Source organism: Roseibium aggregatum, assembly GCF_014692675.1.
Taxonomy (GTDB): Bacteria; Pseudomonadota; Alphaproteobacteria; order Rhizobiales; family Stappiaceae; genus Roseibium; species Roseibium aggregatum_C.
In genome coordinates this window covers 17,329-36,627 of record NZ_JABFCZ010000036.1, presented here as the reverse complement: position 1 = coordinate 36,627, position 19,299 = coordinate 17,329, and the positions used below count along the sequence as shown (strand labels likewise).

Annotated in this window: 17 protein-coding genes and 1 pseudogene; 10 read left to right on the top strand and 8 right to left on the bottom strand. The window is 61.5% G+C overall.

Translation table 11 applies throughout. From position 1 onward, the window contains the following. From HK439_RS24255 to HK439_RS24235, 5 genes are all read left to right on the top strand, one after another. A partial coding sequence (locus tag HK439_RS24255; protein ID WP_190294077.1) for a LysM peptidoglycan-binding domain-containing protein occupies positions 1-734 on the top strand: 734 nt, incomplete at its 5' end. Positions 735-963: 229 nt separating this feature from the next. Further along, the gene (locus HK439_RS24250) at positions 964-1,425 is read left to right on the top strand and encodes an ArsR/SmtB family transcription factor (RefSeq protein ID WP_190294076.1); all 462 of its coding nucleotides are present in this window, start codon (positions 964-966) and stop codon (positions 1,423-1,425) included. 100 nt (positions 1,426-1,525) lie between these two features. Further along, a complete protein-coding gene (locus HK439_RS24245; protein WP_235988093.1) occupies positions 1,526-3,361 on the top strand; it encodes an ABCB family ABC transporter ATP-binding protein/permease in 1,836 nt (611 codons plus the stop codon). 287 nt (positions 3,362-3,648) lie between these two features. After that, entirely contained in the window at positions 3,649-4,353 is a 705-nt protein-coding gene (locus tag HK439_RS24240) for a phosphatidylserine decarboxylase (protein ID WP_190294074.1), read from the top strand. A gap of 351 nt (positions 4,354-4,704) precedes the next feature. Continuing rightward, entirely contained in the window at positions 4,705-5,517 is an 813-nt protein-coding gene (locus HK439_RS24235) for a CDP-alcohol phosphatidyltransferase family protein (RefSeq protein ID WP_419247602.1), read from the top strand. On the opposite strand, the gene HK439_RS24230 is transcribed toward HK439_RS24235, so the two are convergent. The 4 genes from HK439_RS24230 to HK439_RS24215 all read right to left on the bottom strand — a co-directional run bounded on the left by HK439_RS24230 (position 5,514) and on the right by HK439_RS24215 (position 11,844). Further along, positions 5,514-6,485, bottom strand: coding sequence for a bifunctional helix-turn-helix transcriptional regulator/GNAT family N-acetyltransferase (locus tag HK439_RS24230; protein ID WP_190294072.1), 972 nt, complete (start codon positions 6,483-6,485; stop codon positions 5,514-5,516). The two genes, HK439_RS24235 and HK439_RS24230, sit on opposite strands and share 4 nt — an antisense overlap. A 122-nt stretch (positions 6,486-6,607) precedes the next feature. After that, entirely contained in the window at positions 6,608-10,165 is a 3,558-nt protein-coding gene (locus tag HK439_RS24225; RefSeq protein ID WP_190294071.1) for an efflux RND transporter permease subunit, read from the bottom strand. Then, entirely contained in the window at positions 10,162-11,265 is a 1,104-nt protein-coding gene (locus tag HK439_RS24220; protein ID WP_190294070.1) for an efflux RND transporter periplasmic adaptor subunit, read from the bottom strand. The genes HK439_RS24225 and HK439_RS24220 overlap by 4 nt, the downstream gene beginning before the upstream one ends. A 24-nt stretch (positions 11,266-11,289) precedes the next feature. Next, positions 11,290-11,844 carry a PadR family transcriptional regulator gene (locus HK439_RS24215; RefSeq protein ID WP_190294069.1) on the bottom strand — a complete coding sequence of 185 codons (555 nt, stop codon included), beginning with the start codon at positions 11,842-11,844 and terminating at the stop codon, positions 11,290-11,292. Between the two features lie 312 nt (positions 11,845-12,156). On the opposite strand from HK439_RS24215, the gene HK439_RS24210 reads away from it, so the two are divergent. Continuing rightward, positions 12,157-12,534, top strand: coding sequence for a hypothetical protein (locus HK439_RS24210; protein WP_190294068.1), 378 nt, complete (start codon positions 12,157-12,159; stop codon positions 12,532-12,534). Positions 12,535-12,536: 2 nt separating this feature from the next. Here the strand turns inward: HK439_RS24210 and HK439_RS24205 are convergent, their stop codons facing one another. Continuing rightward, positions 12,537-12,689, bottom strand: a complete 153-nt coding sequence (locus tag HK439_RS24205) for a hypothetical protein (protein ID WP_190294067.1) — start codon at positions 12,687-12,689, stop codon at positions 12,537-12,539. A 185-nt stretch (positions 12,690-12,874) separates the two neighbouring features. Here HK439_RS24205 and puuE point away from each other — a divergent pair. From puuE to HK439_RS24185, 4 genes and pseudogenes are all read left to right on the top strand, one after another. Continuing rightward, a pseudogene (puuE, locus tag HK439_RS24200) lies at positions 12,875-13,774 on the top strand (allantoinase PuuE); the annotation flags it as partial. Positions 13,775-13,885: 111 nt separating this feature from the next. After that, entirely contained in the window at positions 13,886-14,755 is an 870-nt protein-coding gene (locus HK439_RS24195; RefSeq protein WP_190294065.1) for a helix-turn-helix domain-containing protein, read from the top strand. A 296-nt stretch (positions 14,756-15,051) separates the two neighbouring features. Beyond that, entirely contained in the window at positions 15,052-15,252 is a 201-nt protein-coding gene (locus HK439_RS24190) for a hypothetical protein (RefSeq protein WP_190294064.1), read from the top strand. Positions 15,253-15,479: 227 nt separating this feature from the next. Next, on the top strand, positions 15,480-15,722 hold the full coding sequence (locus tag HK439_RS24185) for a hypothetical protein (RefSeq protein WP_190294063.1): 243 nt from the start codon (positions 15,480-15,482) through the stop codon (positions 15,720-15,722). A 45-nt stretch (positions 15,723-15,767) separates the two neighbouring features. Here the strand turns inward: HK439_RS24185 and pobA are convergent, their stop codons facing one another. The 3 genes from pobA to pcaB all read right to left on the bottom strand — a co-directional run bounded on the left by pobA (position 15,768) and on the right by pcaB (position 19,295). Further along, a complete protein-coding gene (pobA, locus tag HK439_RS24180; RefSeq protein WP_190294062.1) occupies positions 15,768-16,940 on the bottom strand; it encodes a 4-hydroxybenzoate 3-monooxygenase in 1,173 nt (390 codons plus the stop codon). A gap of 254 nt (positions 16,941-17,194) precedes the next feature. Next, the gene (locus HK439_RS24175) at positions 17,195-17,827 is read right to left on the bottom strand and encodes a cytochrome c oxidase assembly factor Coa1 family protein (protein WP_190294061.1); all 633 of its coding nucleotides are present in this window, start codon (positions 17,825-17,827) and stop codon (positions 17,195-17,197) included. Positions 17,828-17,957: 130 nt separating this feature from the next. Further along, positions 17,958-19,295, bottom strand: coding sequence for a 3-carboxy-cis,cis-muconate cycloisomerase (pcaB, locus tag HK439_RS24170; protein WP_190294060.1), 1,338 nt, complete (start codon positions 19,293-19,295; stop codon positions 17,958-17,960). Positions 19,296-19,299: the final 4 nt, after the last annotated feature.

Here is a 19,299-nt window from a genome sequence, read left to right as displayed (position 1 = left end):
CCGCCGAAGCCCCTGCCGCGACTGCGGAAGAACCGGCAGCCAAGGAAACAACTCCGGCGGTCGAAGTGACAGCTACGGCGAGCGGACAGGTAGCTTCGGATCAGGCAACTACGGATCAGGCGACCGCGGAACCGGCCGAAACGGCCCCCGCTGCCCGGACGGTCTCCGCCCCGGCCGCAGAACTCGTTGCCAAGAATTCCCTGACAGCGACGGTCGAGGCCGTTGAATCGGAAGGCAGCAAGCTTTACGTGGCCGGAACCGGCGAACCGGGCCTCAAGGTGCGCGTCTATGTTGCCGGCGAATTCGTCGGCGAAGCCAAGATCGGTCCGAACGGCCGCTGGTTGCTCGAAGGGTCGAAGACCCTGAAGCCGGGAACCGTGGAAGTCCGCGCCGACATGATCGGTGACGACAAGGGGACGGTCGTTGCCCGCGCCGCCGTGAATTTCGAAAAGGCTGCCGAACAGATCGTCCTGACCAAGGTGATCGCTTCGGGCGAGACTGCGACCGACGCCGGCGGGGCAGGGGCCACGGTGACCAAGCCGTTGCCCAATGTGATCATCCACAAGGGCGACAATCTGTGGACCATCTCCCGGCGTCTCTATGGCAAGGGCATTCGCTACACGACGATCTATCAGGCCAACAAGGGCCAGATCCGCAACCCGGATCTGATCTATCCCGGACAGGTCTTCCTGACGCCGGAAAGCGATTTGAACTGGAAGCCTGAATCGAACTGATCCGGGTCGAACCGAACGGGCTGAGACCAACGGCGCGGCTAGTCCCGCGCCGTTTGCCCGTTTTCATCGTGGAAAATAACGAGCGCTGAGCGAAGAAACGCCTGAATTGGTGCGGCAAGTGCGCGCGCGACTTGTTATTCCGGTGATTCATCGCATATCTACGATGAAAGGCCGGCTTCGACCGCAATCCGGCCGTCAATTTGGACACGCGCGAGGGAGAGCCAGTTATATGGCGGAGAAATCTGCAGATTTCCGGCCGGACAGCGGATCGGAAACCGCCTGCGCGCCCGCCGCGCAATGCGAACTTGCGAAGGTTTACCGCGCCCTCGGCCATCCTGCGCGCCTGGCTATCATTGAAACGCTGGCAAGCCGCAATGCCGCCTGCTGCGGCGAAATCGTCGACCGGATGCCGCTGGCCCAGTCCACGGTCTCCCAGCATCTGCAGGTGCTCAAGGAAACCGGGCTTCTGACCTGTGAAACCATGGGCCGGAACTGCCGGTATTTCCTGAACACGGAGATGCTGTCCAAGGCGGCCGTCGCGTCCGGGGACTTTTTCAATCGCGTCTCCGAGCAACACAGCGCCTGCCTGAAGGCGGGCGGATGCGCCGATGCGGCCCCCGACGAGGCCCTTGAAAACGAAGAAACAGAGAATAACCCCGAAAAAAAACCTTGGGAGAGAGCCGGTGAGTAATCAGGCTGTTCAAAATACGGCCGACAAGGGTGCTGCCGGAAACAAGCGGTCGCCTAAACAGACGACCGTCAGTGCGGATGAAGGCTCGACCCTCAATACCCTGATCAACCTCTGGCCCTATATCTGGCCGGCCCATCGGCCGGACCTGAAGGCACGGGTGCTGCTGGCCATCGTCGCCCTGGTGCTGGCCAAGGGCGTGACCGTCCTTTCCCCCTATTTTTTCGCCTGGGCATCCGATGCCCTGACCGGCGAGACGAGCAAGCTGCCCGCGTTTCTGATCGCCCCGGTGATGCTGGTGCTCGCCTATAATGCCGCGCGCGTCCTGGCGGTTGCCTTCAACCAGTTGCGCGACGCGCTGTTTGCCCGTGTCGGCCAGCATGCCGTCCGCCAGCTTGCCAATCTGACCTTCCGCCACCTGCACCAGCTCTCCCTGCGCTTCCATCTGGCGCGGCGCACCGGCGGCCTCAGCCGGGTGATCGAGCGCGGCGTGAAGGGGATCGAGGCGATTGTCCGCTTCACCATCCTGAACGGCATTCCGACGATCCTGGAATTCGCCATCATGGCGGCCGTGATTTCCTACCAGTTCGGCCTGAGTTACCTGACCATCGTCGCCGTGATGATCGTCGCCTACGTCTGGTTCACCATCAAGGCGTCGAACTGGCGGATTTCCATCCGGCGCGAAATGAACGACAGCGACACGGACGCCAATTCCAAGGCGATCGACAGCCTGCTGAACTTCGAGACGGTCAAGTATTTCGGTAATGAGGGGATGGAATCCGACCGTTTCGACGTTTCCATGGCCAAATACGAAAAGGCGGCGACAAAGACCTGGACGTCGCTCGCCTGGCTGAACCTCGGCCAGACGGTCATCTTAGGGCTCGGCATGGCCGCCTGCATGGTGCTGTCCGCCCGCGCCGTCATAGCCGGTGAGCAGACCATCGGCGATTTCGTGCTGATCAATGCGCTCTTGATGCAGATCTCCATCCCGCTGAACTTCATCGGCTTCATCTACCGGGAAATCCGGCAGGGGCTGGCGGATATCGAATCCATGTTCGACCTGCTCGGCGTGCCGGCCGAAATCACCGACAAGCCGGGAGCGGAGCCGCTGAAGGCTGTCGAGGGCACGATTGCCTTTGAGGATGTGCACTTCCACTACGATGTCGACCGGCCGATCCTGAAAGGGATCGACTTCAACGTGCCGGCCGGCAAGACCGTCGCCATCGTCGGACCGTCGGGCGCGGGCAAGTCGACCATTTCCCGCCTTCTGTTCCGTTTCTACGACGTCACCGGCGGGCGGATTCTGATCGACGGCCAGGACGTGCGCGATGTCACCCAGGAAAGCGTACGCCATGCCATTGGCATGGTTCCGCAGGACACGGTGCTCTTCAACGACACGATCGCCTACAACATCCGCTATGGCCGTCCGGATGCGACCGATGAGGAAGTCCGGGAAGCCGCCCGCATGGCGCAGATCCACGATTTCATCGAACGGTTGCCGCAGGGCTATGCATCCGAAGTCGGCGAGCGCGGTCTGAAGCTGTCCGGCGGCGAAAAGCAGCGCGTCGCCATCGCCCGGACCATCCTGAAATCCCCGCCGATCCTGATCCTCGACGAGGCGACCTCCGCGCTCGATACCCATACGGAACGGGAAATCCAGGCGGCGCTCGATCAGGTCTCGAAAAACCGCACCACGCTCGTCATCGCTCACCGGCTGTCGACGGTGGTCGGCGCCGACCAGATTCTCGTGCTGGAAGCCGGCCGGATCGTCGAGCGCGGCACCCATGCGCACCTTCTGGCTGAGAACGGCCTCTATGCCTCCATGTGGGCGCGTCAGCGCGAGGCGAGCGAGGCAGAGGAACGCCTGCGGGCAGCCCGGGAAGAAGATGATTTGGGCATCGTTCTCCGCGGGCCACGCGCAGGCGAGCCCGTCGAATAGGGGGTAATCTGCAGGTCCCACACGTGTTGACATCTGCGCCGCGCCAGGCGCGCCGGTATCCGCTGCCCTACTGGGAAACCGATTACCGCACAGCCTGAACCTCCGATGCAGACGGGAATGGTTTTGCGGTTCATTTGCGGATCGAATGGGTTTAGAAGTGGGCCCCAATCCCATGTGCTGCCGGGACAGGATGTCCGGCAGTGCGAACCATAAGAATTCTGCGAGGCCGCGGCGAGGGATGCGTTGCCGTGCCTGTGCGCAGAAAGTCCCGAAGGGCAGGATCCTGCATGTCACTTGTCGATTCCGTAACCAAGGCCTTTGTTCCCATCCATCGTGAAGGCTGGCCGTTCATCGCCATCAGCCTGGTGGCGACCCTGGTCATCGGCTGGTTCGCGGATCCGCTGTTCTGGATCGGCCTCATCGTCACCGCCTGGGTCTGCTACTTCTTCCGCGATCCGCCACGGGTTACCCCGGTCAGCGAAGGGCTGGTGATTTCTCCGGCCGACGGCGTCGTCAGCCATGTGGGCCCGGCACGGCCGCCGGCGGAACTGGACCTGAGCGGCGAACCGCTGCTGCGCGTCTCCATTTTCATGAATGTGTTCAATTGCCACGTGAACCGCGCGCCCATGGGCGGCAAGGTCACGCGCGTTGCCTATCGCGCCGGAAAGTTCCTGAATGCGGAACTGGACAAGGCGAGCGAGGACAATGAACGCAACGGTCTGGTGATCGAGAACGGCGAGACGCGCATCGGCGTGGTTCAGATCGCCGGTCTGGTCGCCCGGCGTATCGTCTGTTTCGTACGCGAGGGCGAGACGGTTTCGGCCGGCGAACGCTTCGGCCTGATCCGCTTCGGCTCGCGTCTCGATGTCTATTTCCCCGAAGGCACTGTGCCGAAGGTTGCCCTTGGCCAGACCATGATCGCCGGCGAGACCGTCCTGGCGGATCTGCGCGAGACGAACCCGACCGCACAGCCGCTGACCCGGGTCAGTTAGCCCGCATTTCTCACACTCCTTATGCTCTGCGCCGGTTCAAACAGACGACAGGGCAGGAGAATAGCGCAGTGCGATGTGGGTGCATCGGGCAAGCTATTCGACGCACACTGTCGTCTGTTTCAACCGGCCCGAAGGGTCGCATTTTGGCGGCCGCCTGCAGACGAAAGCCGCTTGACCATAGCGACAGCTATGCTCTACGCGTCTTTAATCCACATCCGGCTCGCCAAAATGCGACGCAGAGCGTAAGGAGTGTGAGAAATGCGGGCGAAGGGCGAACTATTGACGACTGAACACGATAAATCTGCCTCCAAAAAAGACGCCCGGCAAGGCCGCCAGCCAAGGTTCCGCCGGGTGCCGTTGCGGCTGATCCTGCCCAACATGGTGACGCTGCTGGCGCTGTGCTCCGGGCTGACGGCGGTCCGCATGGCATACGAGAGCCGCTGGGAATTCGCGGTGGGGGCGGTGCTGATCGCCGCCGTTCTCGATGCGCTCGACGGACGGGTCGCACGGCTTTTGAAGGGGACATCGAGGTTCGGGGCGGAACTGGATTCGCTCGCCGATTTCGTCAATTTCGGCGTCACCCCGGCGCTGATGCTCTATCTCTGGATCCTGAAGGAAGCCGGCTCGCTCGGCTGGATTGCAGCCCTTGCCTTTGCCATCTCCGCCGCCCTGCGTCTCGCCCGGTTCAATGTGGCCCTCGACGATCCGGACAAGCCCGCCTGGGCCGTTCAGTTCTTTACAGGCGTTCCCGCGCCCGCGGGCGCGCTGACGGTGCTGATCCCGATCTACTGGGGCTTTCTGGGCGTTCTGCCGCAATGGCCGGAATTTGCGCCCGGCGTCGCGCTCTACACCATCGGCATCGCCTTCCTGATGATCAGCCGCCTGCCGACCTATTCCGGCAAGACCATCGGTACCCGCATCCGCCGCGATTATGTGCTGCCGCTGTTCGTGGTCGCGGTGCTGCTTGTCGCGCTGACGGTCAGCTATCCGTTCCAGGTCCTGGCGCTGGTGTCGGCGCTCTATCTTGTTTCCGTTCCGTTTGCCTGGCGCTCCCACAGCAAACTCCTGCTTGCCGACAAGAACCTGGCGAGCGATGACGACGGCGACTGCGAGGACACCGACCTCGATCACCTCGGCGACCGCCACAAGGACGATGCGAGTTAGCCTGCCGCCCGCCTGCGCAGGAATTTCTGTTCCATGACCATCTTGCCCCACTGGTCGCCCCGGTATTCGTCGACAAGCTTAAAGCCGTTGCGCTCGTAAAGCGCGCGGGCGGCGTCGAGGCCTTTCAGGGTCCACAGGTGGATCTCGTCGAAGCCGTGGCGGTCGCAGTGCTCGATCGCCTTGTCCAGCAGCTTGCGGCCAAGCCCCAGTCCTCTGAGATGCTCTTCCAGGATAAACCAGCGCAGATGGGCGATGTTGTTGCCCAGATCCTCGCCGTCGATGGTGATCGAGGCGACCACCCGGCCGTTTTCAACGACGCTCCAGGAATTGTTCACCGGTTTGGAAATCCGGGGCATGAATTCGGCCATGGCGGCGGAAACCACGCTCTCAAAGGCCGGGCCAAAGCCGACGATGGAACCGTGCGTTCGGCCGTGCAGTCCTGAAATGTCGCCGATCATGCCGGTCTGATAGCCCTCGACGATGACCGGGGCCGCGGCCGAAGTGCTTTCCTGAGCGCGCTTTCCGGTCCTTGATACCTTCAGGGCCGTGGCAAAGGCGTCGAGGGCGCGGGCGACATCGTCCGGCGTGGACTGTCCGCCGAGATGGGGAAGGGCACCGGAGACCTTGTTCTCGCCATAGGCGGCCAGAACGGCCAGGGTCCTGCGCCCCTGATCGGTCAGGGTGATGCGGAAGGACCTGCCGTCCGTTTCTTGTCGCTCGCTGGTAATTTCCCCGCGCTTCTCGAGTGCCTGCACCAGCCGGCTGATCGTGGATTTCTCCAGGTTCAGGCGGTCGGCGAGCTCTTTTGAGGTCAGGCTGCCGGTTTCGCCGAGTTCGATAATGGTGTGCACCGCGGACGGGGACAGGTCCGTGCCCGCAAGCGTCCGCTCCATATAGCCGTGTTCGCGAACCAGCACGCGGGCGGCGCTCCGGATCGTGGAGATCACTTCAGGTGAGATCGTCTGCATCGTGCTTTGGTCATATAGTTGTATATTGCAACTATCATGCTCCGCTCATCGGGTTTTGGCAAGCCGCGGACAAACAAAAACCGCCGGGACAGGATCCCGGCGGTTTCATATTGGCAGGGCGCCTATTCGGCGGCGTTGGGAAGATCCTGCGGCGGTTCTTTCGGCGCCTTCGGCTTTTCCATCCGGATCACGCGGGCAGGGGGTTCCTGCTCTGACGGCTCTGCCGGTTCGCTGGCAGTGTCCGGAGCGCCGGCCGGCACGGCCGGCTGGCCCCGCCACCAGGCGGCAGCGCGCCGTCCGGACTGGGTCCACACGCTCGGCAACGCGATCATCACCGGGATCATGATCAGCGTGAGCAGGGTGGAGAAGGCAAGACCGGAAATCACGGCCGTCGACAGCTGCACCCACCACACCGCGGTGATACCGCCATAGGCGGTTACCTGGTTGAAGAAGTCGAGGTTGATCTCCGTTGCCATCGGAACCAGCCCGGCGATCGTGGTGATCGTCGTCAGCAGGATCGGCCTGATGCGCTGAACCGAGGTTTTCAGGATCGCATCGAGCGGCTCCATCCCGTCGTCCCGGAAGCGGTTATAGGTGTCGATCAGCACGATGGCGTTGTTGACCACGATCCCGGCCAGCGCCACGACGCCGGTCCCGGTCATGATGATGGAGAACTTCTGACCCGTTATGATCAGCCCCAGAAGCACGCCGACCACCGACATGATCACCGTGGAGAGGGTGAGGGCCGTCTGGTAGAAGGAGTTGAACTGGGTGAGCAGGATGATGAACATCAGGAACAGTGATGCGACCATCGCCTTCATCAGGAACTCGCCCGATTCCTTCTGGTCCTCGTCCGCACCGCGGAACTTCAGAAAGACGTTGTCCGGCCAGGTCTGTGTCTTCAGCCACTGATCGAGCTCGCGCACCTTGTCGTCGGGAAGCGCCCCGGATGCCGGATCGACGGTGGCTTTCACCATCATCGAATAGAGCCCGTCGCGCCGGGTGATCGACGACACCTTGGGCGAGGCCGAGCGGGTCACGAAGTTCGACAGGGGAACCAGGCCCAGCGGCGTTTGCAGGCGCAACTGGTCGAACCGGTCGAGCGTGCGCTGGTCTTCCGGCAGGCGGACGCGGATATCGACCTCGTCCTCGCTGTCGGACGGGCGGTATTTGCCGACCAGAACGCCGTTGGTGACCAGCTGGACCATCGATCCCACAGAGGCGATGTCGGCCTTGTAGCGGCCGGCCTGTTCCCGGTCGATGGACATTTCCCATTCGATGCCCGGCAGCGGCCGGTCGTCTTCCTGGTCGAGCAGGCCGTCCATCTGGTCCACATGGGCCCGGACCTTGGCGACGTTCTTCACCAGCGTGTCATAGTCGGTGGACTTGACCTCAAGCTGGACGTCCTTGCCGGTCGGCGGGCCGCCCTCGATCTTGCGGGTCTCCACCTTGATCCCCGGTAGCGATGCCGTCCGCTTGCGGATTTCGGCGAAGATTTCCTTCGCCTCCCGGCGGCAGCAGAAGTCGGCCAGTTCCAGCTGAAGTTCCCCGATCACGTCGGCGGGCTTGTCCTGCACGCCGCCGATCACCTTTCCGCCGCTGCTCCCTCCAGGAGCCTTGGCGGAGGTCACGACATTCTCGATGCCCGGAACCTGCAGCACTTCGCGCTCGACCGCCTCGACCAGTTGAAGCGACTCGCGCGCGGACAGGTTGCCGCGCCCGGAAACAAGGACGACCGCCTGATCCGGCTCTTCGTCGACGAAGAATTCTACACCTGTCGGATTGCCTGCGAAGGCGCCGAAGATCATGACGCTGCCGCCGATCATCACGACCAGGGTGATGACGTTGCCGATCGGATTGCCCGCCAGAAGCTTCAGGAAGCGGACATAAACGCCGGCCATCCCGCGGACCTTGTTGACGTCGAAGGTGGAGGATCCGGAAACCGCCTCCGCCTCGGCACGTTCCGCGGCCTGGATCCGTTCGGCCCGGGCCTTGGACCACCGCACGAACGGACGCAGGACAAAAGCGGAGGCGAACCCAACACCAACGAATGCGATGCAGGCCAGGGCAATCAGCAACAAGCCGGAAAATGCTGCCGGGACAAATGTTGCCAGCAGCTCGGGCAGCGCCGGGAACGTCAAGACCATGGCAGCCGCAATCAGACCGAAGACGGATGCCAGAAGTCCGGTCGCATGCCGGCCCATGAAGTGGGACACCTGCGCAAAGATGGCGCCGGTGACGGGAATGAACACCATGGCGGTCAGGAGCGATGCCGACAGGACGATGATCACCATGATCGGCAGGTAGCTCATGAATTCGCCGGCAACGCCCGGCCACAGAAGCATGGGCAGGAAGGCGGCAAGCGTGGTTGCCGTCGACGACACGATCGGCCAGAACATCAGCCGCGCGGCCCGGATATAAGCTTCCTTGTCCTCCATGCCTTCGGCGATCTTGCGATCGGCATATTCGGTCATGACGATGGCGCCGTCGACCAGCATGCCGACGGTGAGCACCAGGCCGAACATCACCATGTTGGAGACCGTGTAGCCCATGCCGCCCAGGATCAGGAAGCCGACCATGAAGGAGGTCGGGATCGACAGGCCGACGAGCAGGGCGGACCTGAGGCCGAGCGCGGCCACGACCAGGATCATGACCAGGAAAATTGCCGTCAGGATCGACGACTGCAGCGAGCCCAGGACCTCGAAGGTCTTCGACGACTGGTCGAGCAGCAGGTTCACCTTGACCGTTTCCGGCCAGTCCTTGGAAGCCTGTTCCACAACCTGCCTGACGGCGGCATTGTTTTCGATCAGGTTGGTGCCGATCCGCTTGGTAACCTCAAGGGCGATCGCGGGTTTGCCGTTGACCCTCGTATAGGTCGTGGCGTCCTTGAAGGTGCGGCGGATATCGGCAACATCGGCAAGGGTCACGACGGCCTCGCCATTCTGCTTGATCGGCAGCGAATAGACGTCGTCCGCCGTCTCGATGAGGCCGGGAACCTTGACGTTGAACCGGCCGTTGCCGCCGTCGATGAAGCCGGCCGGGACAAGCTGGTTGTTCAGCCTCAGGGTGTTGAGCAATTCCTGCTGGGTGACCGAATAGGCCTCCAGCTTCTGGCTGTCGATCACGATCTCCAGAAGCTCTTCCCGGTGTCCGGTCAGATCTGCGGAACGGACCGTGTCGATCGCCTCGATCTGGTCCTTCAGCCGCCGCGCGAGGTTGTAGAGCGTGCGCTCCGGCACATTGCCGGACAGGGCGACCGTGATGGTCGGCAGAAGCGCGAAATTGGTCTCGTGAATGGTCGGCTCTTCGGCTTCCTGGGGAAGTTTGCCCTTTGCCTGGTCGACCTTGTCGCGCACATCCGCAAGCGCCTCGTCCTTGTCGAAGGAGACGTCGAATTCCAGGATGATGGACGCGTGACCTTCCGCGGCAATTGCGGTGATCTCCTTCAGGCCGTCGAGACCGCGCAGTTCCGTCTCCATCGGCCGCACCAGCAGCCGGTCGGCGTCCTCCGGCGAAATACCCTGCTGGACGATGGAAACATAGAAGACCGGAACGTCGATGTCCGGGCTGTCTTCCTTGGGGATCGTCAGGTAGGTGTAGGTGCCGGCAACGATCAGCGCCAGCATGAGGACGAAAACGGTCTTGGGCCGCCTCAGGATCGCTTCAAGCGCGTCGATCATTGGGTGACCTCGGCGGTTTTGAGGACGGGTTCCACCTTCTGGCCGTCTGTGACGTAGTCCTGGCCGACGGTGATGATGCGCACGGTATTGGGAAGTCCGCCGACCCAGATGCCGTCCTCGCCGCCACCCAGGACCTTGACCGGATAGAAGACGGTGACCTGGTCGTCGGTCACGCCGCGCAGTCCGAGCTCGCCGTCGTCATTCAACGTCAGGATCGCGGGCGAGATCTTGTGAGCCTTCTGGCTGGGCAGCTTGAGCCGGGTCAGGGCCGTGGTTCCGTCCCGGGCGACGCCTTCCTTGTTCGGAAGTTCCACCTCGATACGGAAGGTGCGGGTCTCCGGATCGGCTGCAGGGGCGATGTAGCGCACGGTGCCGGACATGGTCTGGCCGGAAATCAGGCGGACTTCTGCGTCCATGCCCTTGGAGATCAGGCCGATGTCGGCTTCCGACACCTGGCCGATTGCAATCATCGGATCGGTCTCGACGACCGTGGCGCAAACGTCACCGATATTGAGACGCGCGCCCACATTCGCCATCGGGCTCTGGATGACGCCGTCGATGGGCGAATGAATGACCGTGCGGCTGAGTTCCATCTTGGCTTCTTCCACACGCGCCTGCGCGGCGTCGAGCGCGGCCTGCATGGCCATGACGCGTGTTTCCGCGGTGAAACCCTTGGAATTGAGCTGGCTGGCCGCCGTATGGTCGAGTTCTGCCTGGGCAAGGGCGGCCGTGGCTTCAAGCACCTTGGATTCGCGCGTCCCCTTGTCCAGCACGCACAGGACATCGCCCTTGGAGACATGGTTGCCCTCGATTGCCGGGCGTTCGACGACACGCGCAGCCGTTTCCGCGCGGACCTCCACCTTGGCCTCGGCTTCCGTCCGTCCGCGGATTTCCAGAACCGGCTGACGCTCCGTGGCGGTCAGCGTGGAAACCTGCACACGGAACAGGTCATTCCCGGCCTTTTCCTGGCGTTCGGCGGGGGGCGGTGTTGCGTCAGCGCTGTCTCCGCGTCCGCCGATGACATATGTGCCGGAATACATCCATATGCCGATGCCGGCGGCGAGGCCGATCGCAAGCACATAGGAAAATTTCAAACGCATCAGTATGCTCCAGAAAATCGATGTCTACTCGGCGGCCGCCCGGGAGGAGGTTTCGGCCGCGCCCTCGGCAATTCTGATCAGCTCGTCGCCGTGGGACTCGAGATAATTAAGGGTGAAGCTCATGCAAGCGATACCGTAGGCCTGCGTCCAGTTGGACCCGCTGTGCGGGCAGTTCTCGATATGATCGGTCAGGTGCTTGAGGTTCGCCCGGACTTGGTCCTTGCGCCGTTCGATCGCCCGGCGGATGACATCCGGTCCGACCTGTTCGGCATAGAGAGCGACCAGCAGGAAAGGGGATTTGAACGTGTCTTCGGCCTGGGGTTCGCACAGGCTCGCGACGAATTCCTCACGGCCCGCATCGGTGATCGAATAGACCTTTCGCGCCGGCTTGCCGGGCTGGGTTTCCTCCCGGACCGTCACCATGCCGTCGCTGGTCAGCTTCGCCAGGGCCGGATAGATGGAGCCGAAGCTGGCATCGTCGAAATAGCTGAACCGGCCCTCGGTGGCTTCCTTGCGGATTTCATAGCCGGTAGCATCGCCGAAACTGAGGATCGCCAGGCAAAGACTGCGAACGCTCATGGGGATTGGCCCTTCCTGTCTTGCGAAACGCCGAGTGCAATGCTCCGGCCGGAATTGCGAAAAATGCGGACCGCCTGAAGATGGGACGCAATATCCCTTATTCAAGTCCGATATATATCGGATCTATATATACTGAGGGTATATGGCAAGCATGTGAACGGAAAAATGTGGCCGGTGCGAAAACTTGTCCGCTTTACAGCGGGCCGAAACTGGTTTTCGCTTGTCCGAAGACAGCAAGATCCTGCCGGTGGCTACAGGCAATTCCGTTCAGGCCAATCACGTTTAGGCAGGCCCCGTTTATGAGGTGCGCTCATGACACGCAAGAAATTTCAGGATTCGATCGTTTCCGCCTATCTGCCGAAAAACCCGCTGTTGCGGCTGCTTGCAATCAACGGCGTGATCGGGCTGGGGATCTCGGCCCTCGTGCTGGTCGGGCTGTTGTGGTCGAACGTCGGAAACCTGCGGACCCTGGTCATGGCCTCGGACAATCCGGTTCTTCCGGTGATCATGCTGGCTTGCGGGCTGATTATTACGCTTTGCTCGGTGGTAATGGGCTCGGCAATCATGATGCTGAAACCGCATGATCACGGCGGTAATAAGAAAGAGCCGAGGTTCAAGCGCTTCGGCGCGATGATGGCGCCCCGGGCAGACTTGGCGCCCGTTCCCGTGCCGGTGCGACCGAACCGCTGAGGTCAGCCCGCACGGTCCGGCTGGACAGGATATTCCACGACCGGTTTTGCGTAAGGTGCTTCAGCGGCTTTCGCGTTGATGACTTCCTGATTGATCAACAGCGTCATGGCCGCTGCTGCAAAGAGGCACAGGAAGCCGGCGGAAACGAGCTGCATTGGTAAAATCCTCGATATTTGTATTTCGGCCGCCGACTTACCAGCCAAATTTCTAAACCGAGGCAAACCGGACGTGTAAAATTTGAGCGATTGGCAAGTTTTACGGGGTTTTGAAATCTCCCTCTTGCATGGGCGTTTCGCTTGGGGTTTGGTGCAGGGACTATTTCAATAGGGATTTCAGGGATATGACCTCCTCCTATCCGCGCGACATGATCGGCTACGGGCGCAATACGCCGGATCCGAAATGGCCGGGCGATGCGAATATCGCGGTCCAGTTCGTGATCAACTATGAAGAGGGCGGCGAGAACAACATTCTCCACGGCGATGCCGCCTCCGAGGCCTTCCTGTCTGAAATCGTCGGCGCTCAGCCCTGGCCCGGCAAGCGCCACTGGAACATGGAATCCATTTACGAATACGGCTCCCGCGCCGGCTTCTGGAGGCTTTGGCGCATGTTCACCGGCCGCTCCATCCCGGTGACCGTTTACGGTGTGGCGACCGCGCTCGCCCGCAATCCGGAAGCGGTTGCGGCCATGAAGGAAGCCGACTGGGAAATCGCCTCCCACGGCCTGAAATGGATCGAATATGCCGATCTGCCGGAAGAGCTTGAGCGCGAACACATGCGCGAGGCGATCCGCATCCATGAGGAAGTGACCGGGTCGCGTCCGCTTGGCTGGTACACGGGCCGGTGTTCGATGCAGACCCAGAAGCTGGTCATGGAAGAGGGCGGCTTCCTCTATGATTCCGACAGCTACGCCGATGATCTGCCCTATTGGGTCGAAGGCCCCGACGGCGATCATCTGGTCATCCCCTATACGCTCGATTCGAACGACATGCGCTTTGCCGCGGCGCAAGGGTTCAATTCCGGCGACCAGTTCTTCGCCTATCTCAGGGATGCCTTCGACGTGCTCTATGCGGAAGGTGAGGCAGGGGCGCCGAAAATGCTCAACATCGGCCTGCATTGCCGCCTGGTCGGCCGGCCGGGCAGGGCGGCAGCACTTGCGCGTTTCCTCGATTACGTCGCCTCCCATGACAAGGTCTGGCTCGCCCGGCGCATCGATATTGCCTGGCACTGGCATGCCCATCATGCCCGCAGCTAAGGCCGGCTCGTGAAACCGGCTTGACGAAATCCGGCGAAACCTTCTGCAGACGAGCGGTAAACAGTTGCCTTGATGCGGTCCGGTTTGCGACAATGAGACATGCACACAGCGACCGTTCCGCGTTATCACCTTTACGGTGAAAATGACCGGGCCGACGATTTCGATTTCTTTCATATCGAGACGATCCGGACTCGGTCGGCTCCGCTCGGCTGGTCGCTCGATGCCCACAGCCATATCCATCTCTTCCAGTGCCTGATGATTACCGCCGGTGAAGGGCGGCTGACCGACGATACAGGCGAACGGCGCATTGCGCCCGACACGATCGTCTTTACGCCGCCGGGCGTGGTTCATGGCTGGGAATTCACCCCCGACACGCAGGGCTACGTGGTCTCCTTCACCCACGATTATCTGGCGGGATCGGATGACGGCCGCGATCTCGTCCGGCTTCTGGCCGGTCAGGGCGAAAGCAATCATCTGGTGGTGCCGTCGGGTGATGACCGCCTGAAGATCTGCCGTTATCTGCAGGAAATGGCGGAAGAGTTCGAGAACGGCAAGCGCCGGCGCCTGGTGTTCCGGCCCCTGATGACCCTGCTGCTGGCGCGCATGTTTGCCGGCGCCGAGGAGGCCGGCGAACTCGACGCCGCCCCCGGCTTTTCGCTGTTCCGCTTCAGGGCTCTGGTCGATACCCATTTCCGCAGCGAACGGACACCTGAATTCTACGCATCCGAAATGGGCATGCCGGTGGCCCGTCTCAACCGCTATTGCCGCCTGTTCACGGATCGCACCGCCGCCCAGTCGATCAGGGACCGGATCGTTCTCGAGGCCAAACGCCAGCTTGCATTCTCATCCCTTCCGGTCTCCGAAATCGCCTATGATCTGGGGTTTGACGATCCGGCCTATTTCTCACGCGTGTTTCGCAAGGATACCGGCGAAAGTCCTCAGGATTTCCGTAACCGGCAAAAGGCCTGAGACAATCCGGAGCAAGCCACGCAATTAACGTTACTATCAGGGAATTTAATTGAATTGGCTATTCAGGGTTGAGTTCGTTCGTCGCCAAAAATACAACCTCAGATATGTTAATGTCTTGTTAAGGGTTGAGGCGATAGGCGATGCGGTTTCCTGGTGCATATTTTCATGTCTATGTATTTGCGGCGTTTTTTATTGGTTTTGCGATCTCTGTCGCCGGTGATCCAGAGGCTTTCGAACGGAAACTCCGGCCGGCGGTACGCGATGTGGTTGCGGTCACCGGGACCGCGGAAGATTACGTGCACAACTCCCGTCTTTGGAAGATGGCCGATGAAACGGTCGACCTGTTCGTGAAGACGGTCCGTCTGCCGACTACACTTCTGGAAAAGGTCAGCGACGCCCTCGAAAATGCCCGGAAACGCCAGGCACGAAGCGCCAGTTACCAGGAAGAGCCGTCCAGACCGGCCCGCATGAAGCCGCCGGAAACGTCGCAGACCTGACGCTCATGGGGCCGTCAGGCCGGCGCTAGACGCGTTGATCCACATACTGCACCCAAAACGGGAAGTCGTTATAAGTAGTTTTGACGATATGACGTTGCTGAATTTCTCAAAATCACTTCGAGCGCATCTGGATCAAAGAAAAATTATATAATTTCCGCCAATTATTCCGCTTGATATCCGGGAGATAATTGCACGTCCGCAAGTGTTTGCGGTGCCAAGGAGCGGAAATGCGGGTTACGGAACAAGAAGCAAAGAAGATGTGGTGCCCGTTCGTACGGGTCGAAGGCAACAACCGTCTGTTCAACACAAAATCATCCGGCTTCGATGCAGAGCATCTCTACCAGCACTGCATCGGGTCGCAATGCATGGCCTGGCGTCCTTTCATCTATTCTCACGTCAAGGGAGGAGATGAGGCCTTCGAGCACCACGGCTATTGCGGTCTCGCCGGCCGGCCGGAACTGGGCGACTAGCCGACCGCCGTTGGTCCGGCGGCCGGCTTGCTTGTTTGTCGATCCTTAAAACGGCAGGCCGACGTAGTTTTCCGCGAGGCTGACCTGGGCGGCATGGGAGCTTGCCAGGTAGTCCATGTCGGTCTGCTGCATCTTCGCGTTGAAGGCCCCCAGGTCCGGGAACTTGTGCAGGAGCATGGTCATCCACCAGGAGAAGCGTTCCGCCTTCCAGATCCTGGCCAGCGCCTTCTGCGAATAGGCGTCGACACCGGCCATGGACTTCTCGCCGTAAAATTCGATCAGGGCGTTCGACAGGTAGTAGATGTCGGAAGCCGCAAGGTTGAGACCCTTCGCGCCGGTCGGCGGCACGATGTGGCCCGCGTCACCTGCCAGCATCAGGCGGCCGAAGCGCAGCGGCTCTGCGACGAAGCTGCGCAACGGAGCGATGCTCTTTTCGATCGACGGCCCGGTTTCCATGTTGGCGGCGGCCTCTTCGCCGAGCCGGATCTTCAACTCGTCCCAGATGGCGTCGTCCGGCCAGGCGTTGATGTCGGTGTCGACCGGCACCTGGATGTAATAGCGGCTGAGCGTGTGCGAACGCATTGAGGCGAGGGCAAAGCCGTTGTCATGGTTGGCGTAGATCAGCTCGTGGTTCACCGGCTTGACGTAGGACAGGATGCCGAGCCAGCCGATCGGATAGACCTTTTCGAATTCGGTGATGGCATCCTGGGGCACCGAGGCGCGGGAGACGCCGTGATAACCGTCGCAGCCGCAGATGAAATCGCAGGCGATTTCGTGGGTGACGCCGTCCTTCTTGTAGGTGACGCGCGGCGTGTCGGTGTCGAAGTCGATCGGGGTGACGTCCTCGGCCTCGTAGACCACTTTGGCATCGCGGGCCGTATGGGCGTCCATCAGGTCCTTGGTGACTTCCGTCTGACCGTAGACCATGACGGTCTTGCCGCCGGTCAGGCCCTTCAGGTCGATGCGCAGGCGGGTGTCGCCGACCGACATGTTGACGCCGTCGTGGGGCAGGCCTTCCTTGAACATGCGTTCCGAAACGCCGGCCTTGTCGAGCATGTCGACCATGCCCTGTTCCAGCACGCCCGCGCGAATGCGCGACAGGACATAGTCAGCCGAACGCCGTTCGAGGACGACGCAATCGATGCCGGCAAGGTGGAGAAGCTGTGACAGAAGCAGGCCGGACGGACCAGCTCCGATAATGGCAACCTGGGTGCGCATGATGTTCCCTCCTTAAGTACATCATCTGCCTATTTTGATTGCCGCGGATTCTACGCATCGCGCAGGGCAACGAAATGGACGATCCGGACGAATGCTTGGACAATTTCATCACCGGCCTAACGCCGGTTGTCCTGGATGGATGGCGCTGCAATTGCGCCGCGCGCCTTGAATCAATTTCTGAAGCCGCGGAATCAGGATCTCAGGAAAGCGATTCAGATCATTGATCCGACTCGGGTTTTCGCCCGGTCAGGAAGTTACAGATCCTGCGGCGCGCCGGGGATTGTCACGTTGCCTTTGTTTTCCAGAACGATAGGAATGGTCGTTCCTTCCGGATAGACCACGAGCACGCGTATCTCCCAGATACCGTTGATGCGCACAGAATGCGAAATGGCCCGCCCGGATCCCTTACTGCCCGCAATTGAAAAGTTGAGGTAGGCCGTTCCGGTTCCGCCACCCTCTATACTGATGTTGCCGTTGACCCAGAAGCCGGCTTCGATGTCGCTGCCCAGCGCTTCTTCCACCGCGGTGTCGTTGCGTATGGCGTCCATGGTCATCGTATAGGCATCGCTGCTCTTCATTATCATTGGAAAGGCCGAAATCAAGGCGATCATGCATGCCCAAATGATCACGCCGGCAATCGCCCATTTCCTCTGGACGCTGCGGAAATGCTCCGCGTCCCGCCACGCTCGGTTTCGCCAGGCCCAGCGGCTGCCGCGTGCGCCGAGGATGAAGATCATGACGATGTTGACCAGCGGAACGAACATCAGCAGCGCGATGAAGACGCTGTTGCCGATGCCCCAGATCCAGTTGAGCAGAAACGCCCCCCAATTCCACCGATCCAGCTCCGGCGGGATCTCGGGCGGCTGGTTGAGAGGCTGGCTGGTCATGGAATGGGTCCTCAACTGCTGATCGAAAGAACGCAGATTGGGACGTTATTGTCGGCGCGACAAGTGCCGACAGGCAAGAGCGGGGGAAATCCGGCGAAAAGCCGGGCAACCGATCTGAAGTTTCGTCTTATCAATCGCTTCTGAGTGCCTGACAGGACTCAAGAACTATGGTTATGAAGGCGTCGCTTTGGCCCATGTGGCGGGCAGGATTCTTCAGCGCCTCCCAGTCGACAGGCGCATCGGTTGCCTCCAACAGCACATCGAACAGATGCCGTCCGCTCTCCAGCGCGGTTTTGCAGGCGCTCTTGACCAGCGCCTGGGCCTCCGGGCGGGGCAAGTGGGCAGCCAGTTCAAAGCTTGCGGCTTCTGCAAGAAGCAGCCCGTTCGAGGCCTCGATGTTTGCCCGCATCCGCTCAGTGTTCACGGTCAGGGCGTCGAAGACGGCATTGGCATGAGCAAGCGCCGCGCCGGTGGCGACCGCCAACTGGGGCAGGTTCAGCCATTCCAGCATCCAGCTCGCGCCGCCGCGTTCGTGTTCGTGGAGCGCGCTCTGGTGCATGTTGGCAAGCAGGCCGATGGTGTTGCGGGCAAGGGTGACGAGCACTTCCGGGCCGACCGGATTGACCTTGTTCGGCATGGTCGACGATCCGCCGCCGGAGCCGAGACCGATCTCCGCGACTTCGCTTTGCGCCAGCAGGATCAGGTCGTTGCCGATCTTGCCGAGGGTCCCCGTCACCAGCGCCAGCCAGTTGGCATAGTCCAGATACCCGTCGCGCACCGCATGCCAGGGGGCGGGGCTGACGGCGAGCGACAGGCGTTCGGCGAGATGCGCTTCGACCGCAGTTGCATGCGCGCCGAGCGCGGACAGGTTGCCCGATGCGCCGCCGAAGGACAGGAGCAGCAGGCCTGCCCGGACGGATTTCAGCCGTTCGATGTTGCGCAGGATCGAGGACAGCCAAACGGCCGCCTTGAGGCCGAAGCTTGTCGGCGTTGCCTGCTGCATGCGGGTCCGTGCTGCAATCGGGGTCGCGCGGTGGCTGTCCGCAAGGTCCGCCAGCTTGCCGGCGATCGTCCACAAGGCCTGTTCGTGCAGGTCGATGGCTTGTCTGAGCCGCAGGACAAGCCCGGTGTCATGGATGTCCTGGCTGGTGGCACCCCAATGAACGAAACTTGCGTGGTCCGGACCGACCGCCTTGCGCAGTTCGGCCACGAAGACCGGTACGGGCACGCCGTCACGGGCCGTGCCTTCCGCTAGATCTGCCGGAGCGATCGTCACAGTGCGGCAGACAGAGGCGATGCGGTCCGCCGATGATTGCGTCAGGAGGCCGGCGTCGGCCTCCGCCAGGGCGAGGGCGCCTTCGACATCGAGCATGGCCCGGATCACCGCTTCGTCCTGAAACAGCGCCGCTGTCTCAGGATCGCTCAAAAGCGAACCGGTTATCCCGCTGTCGAAGGCGCCGATGGCCATTTGA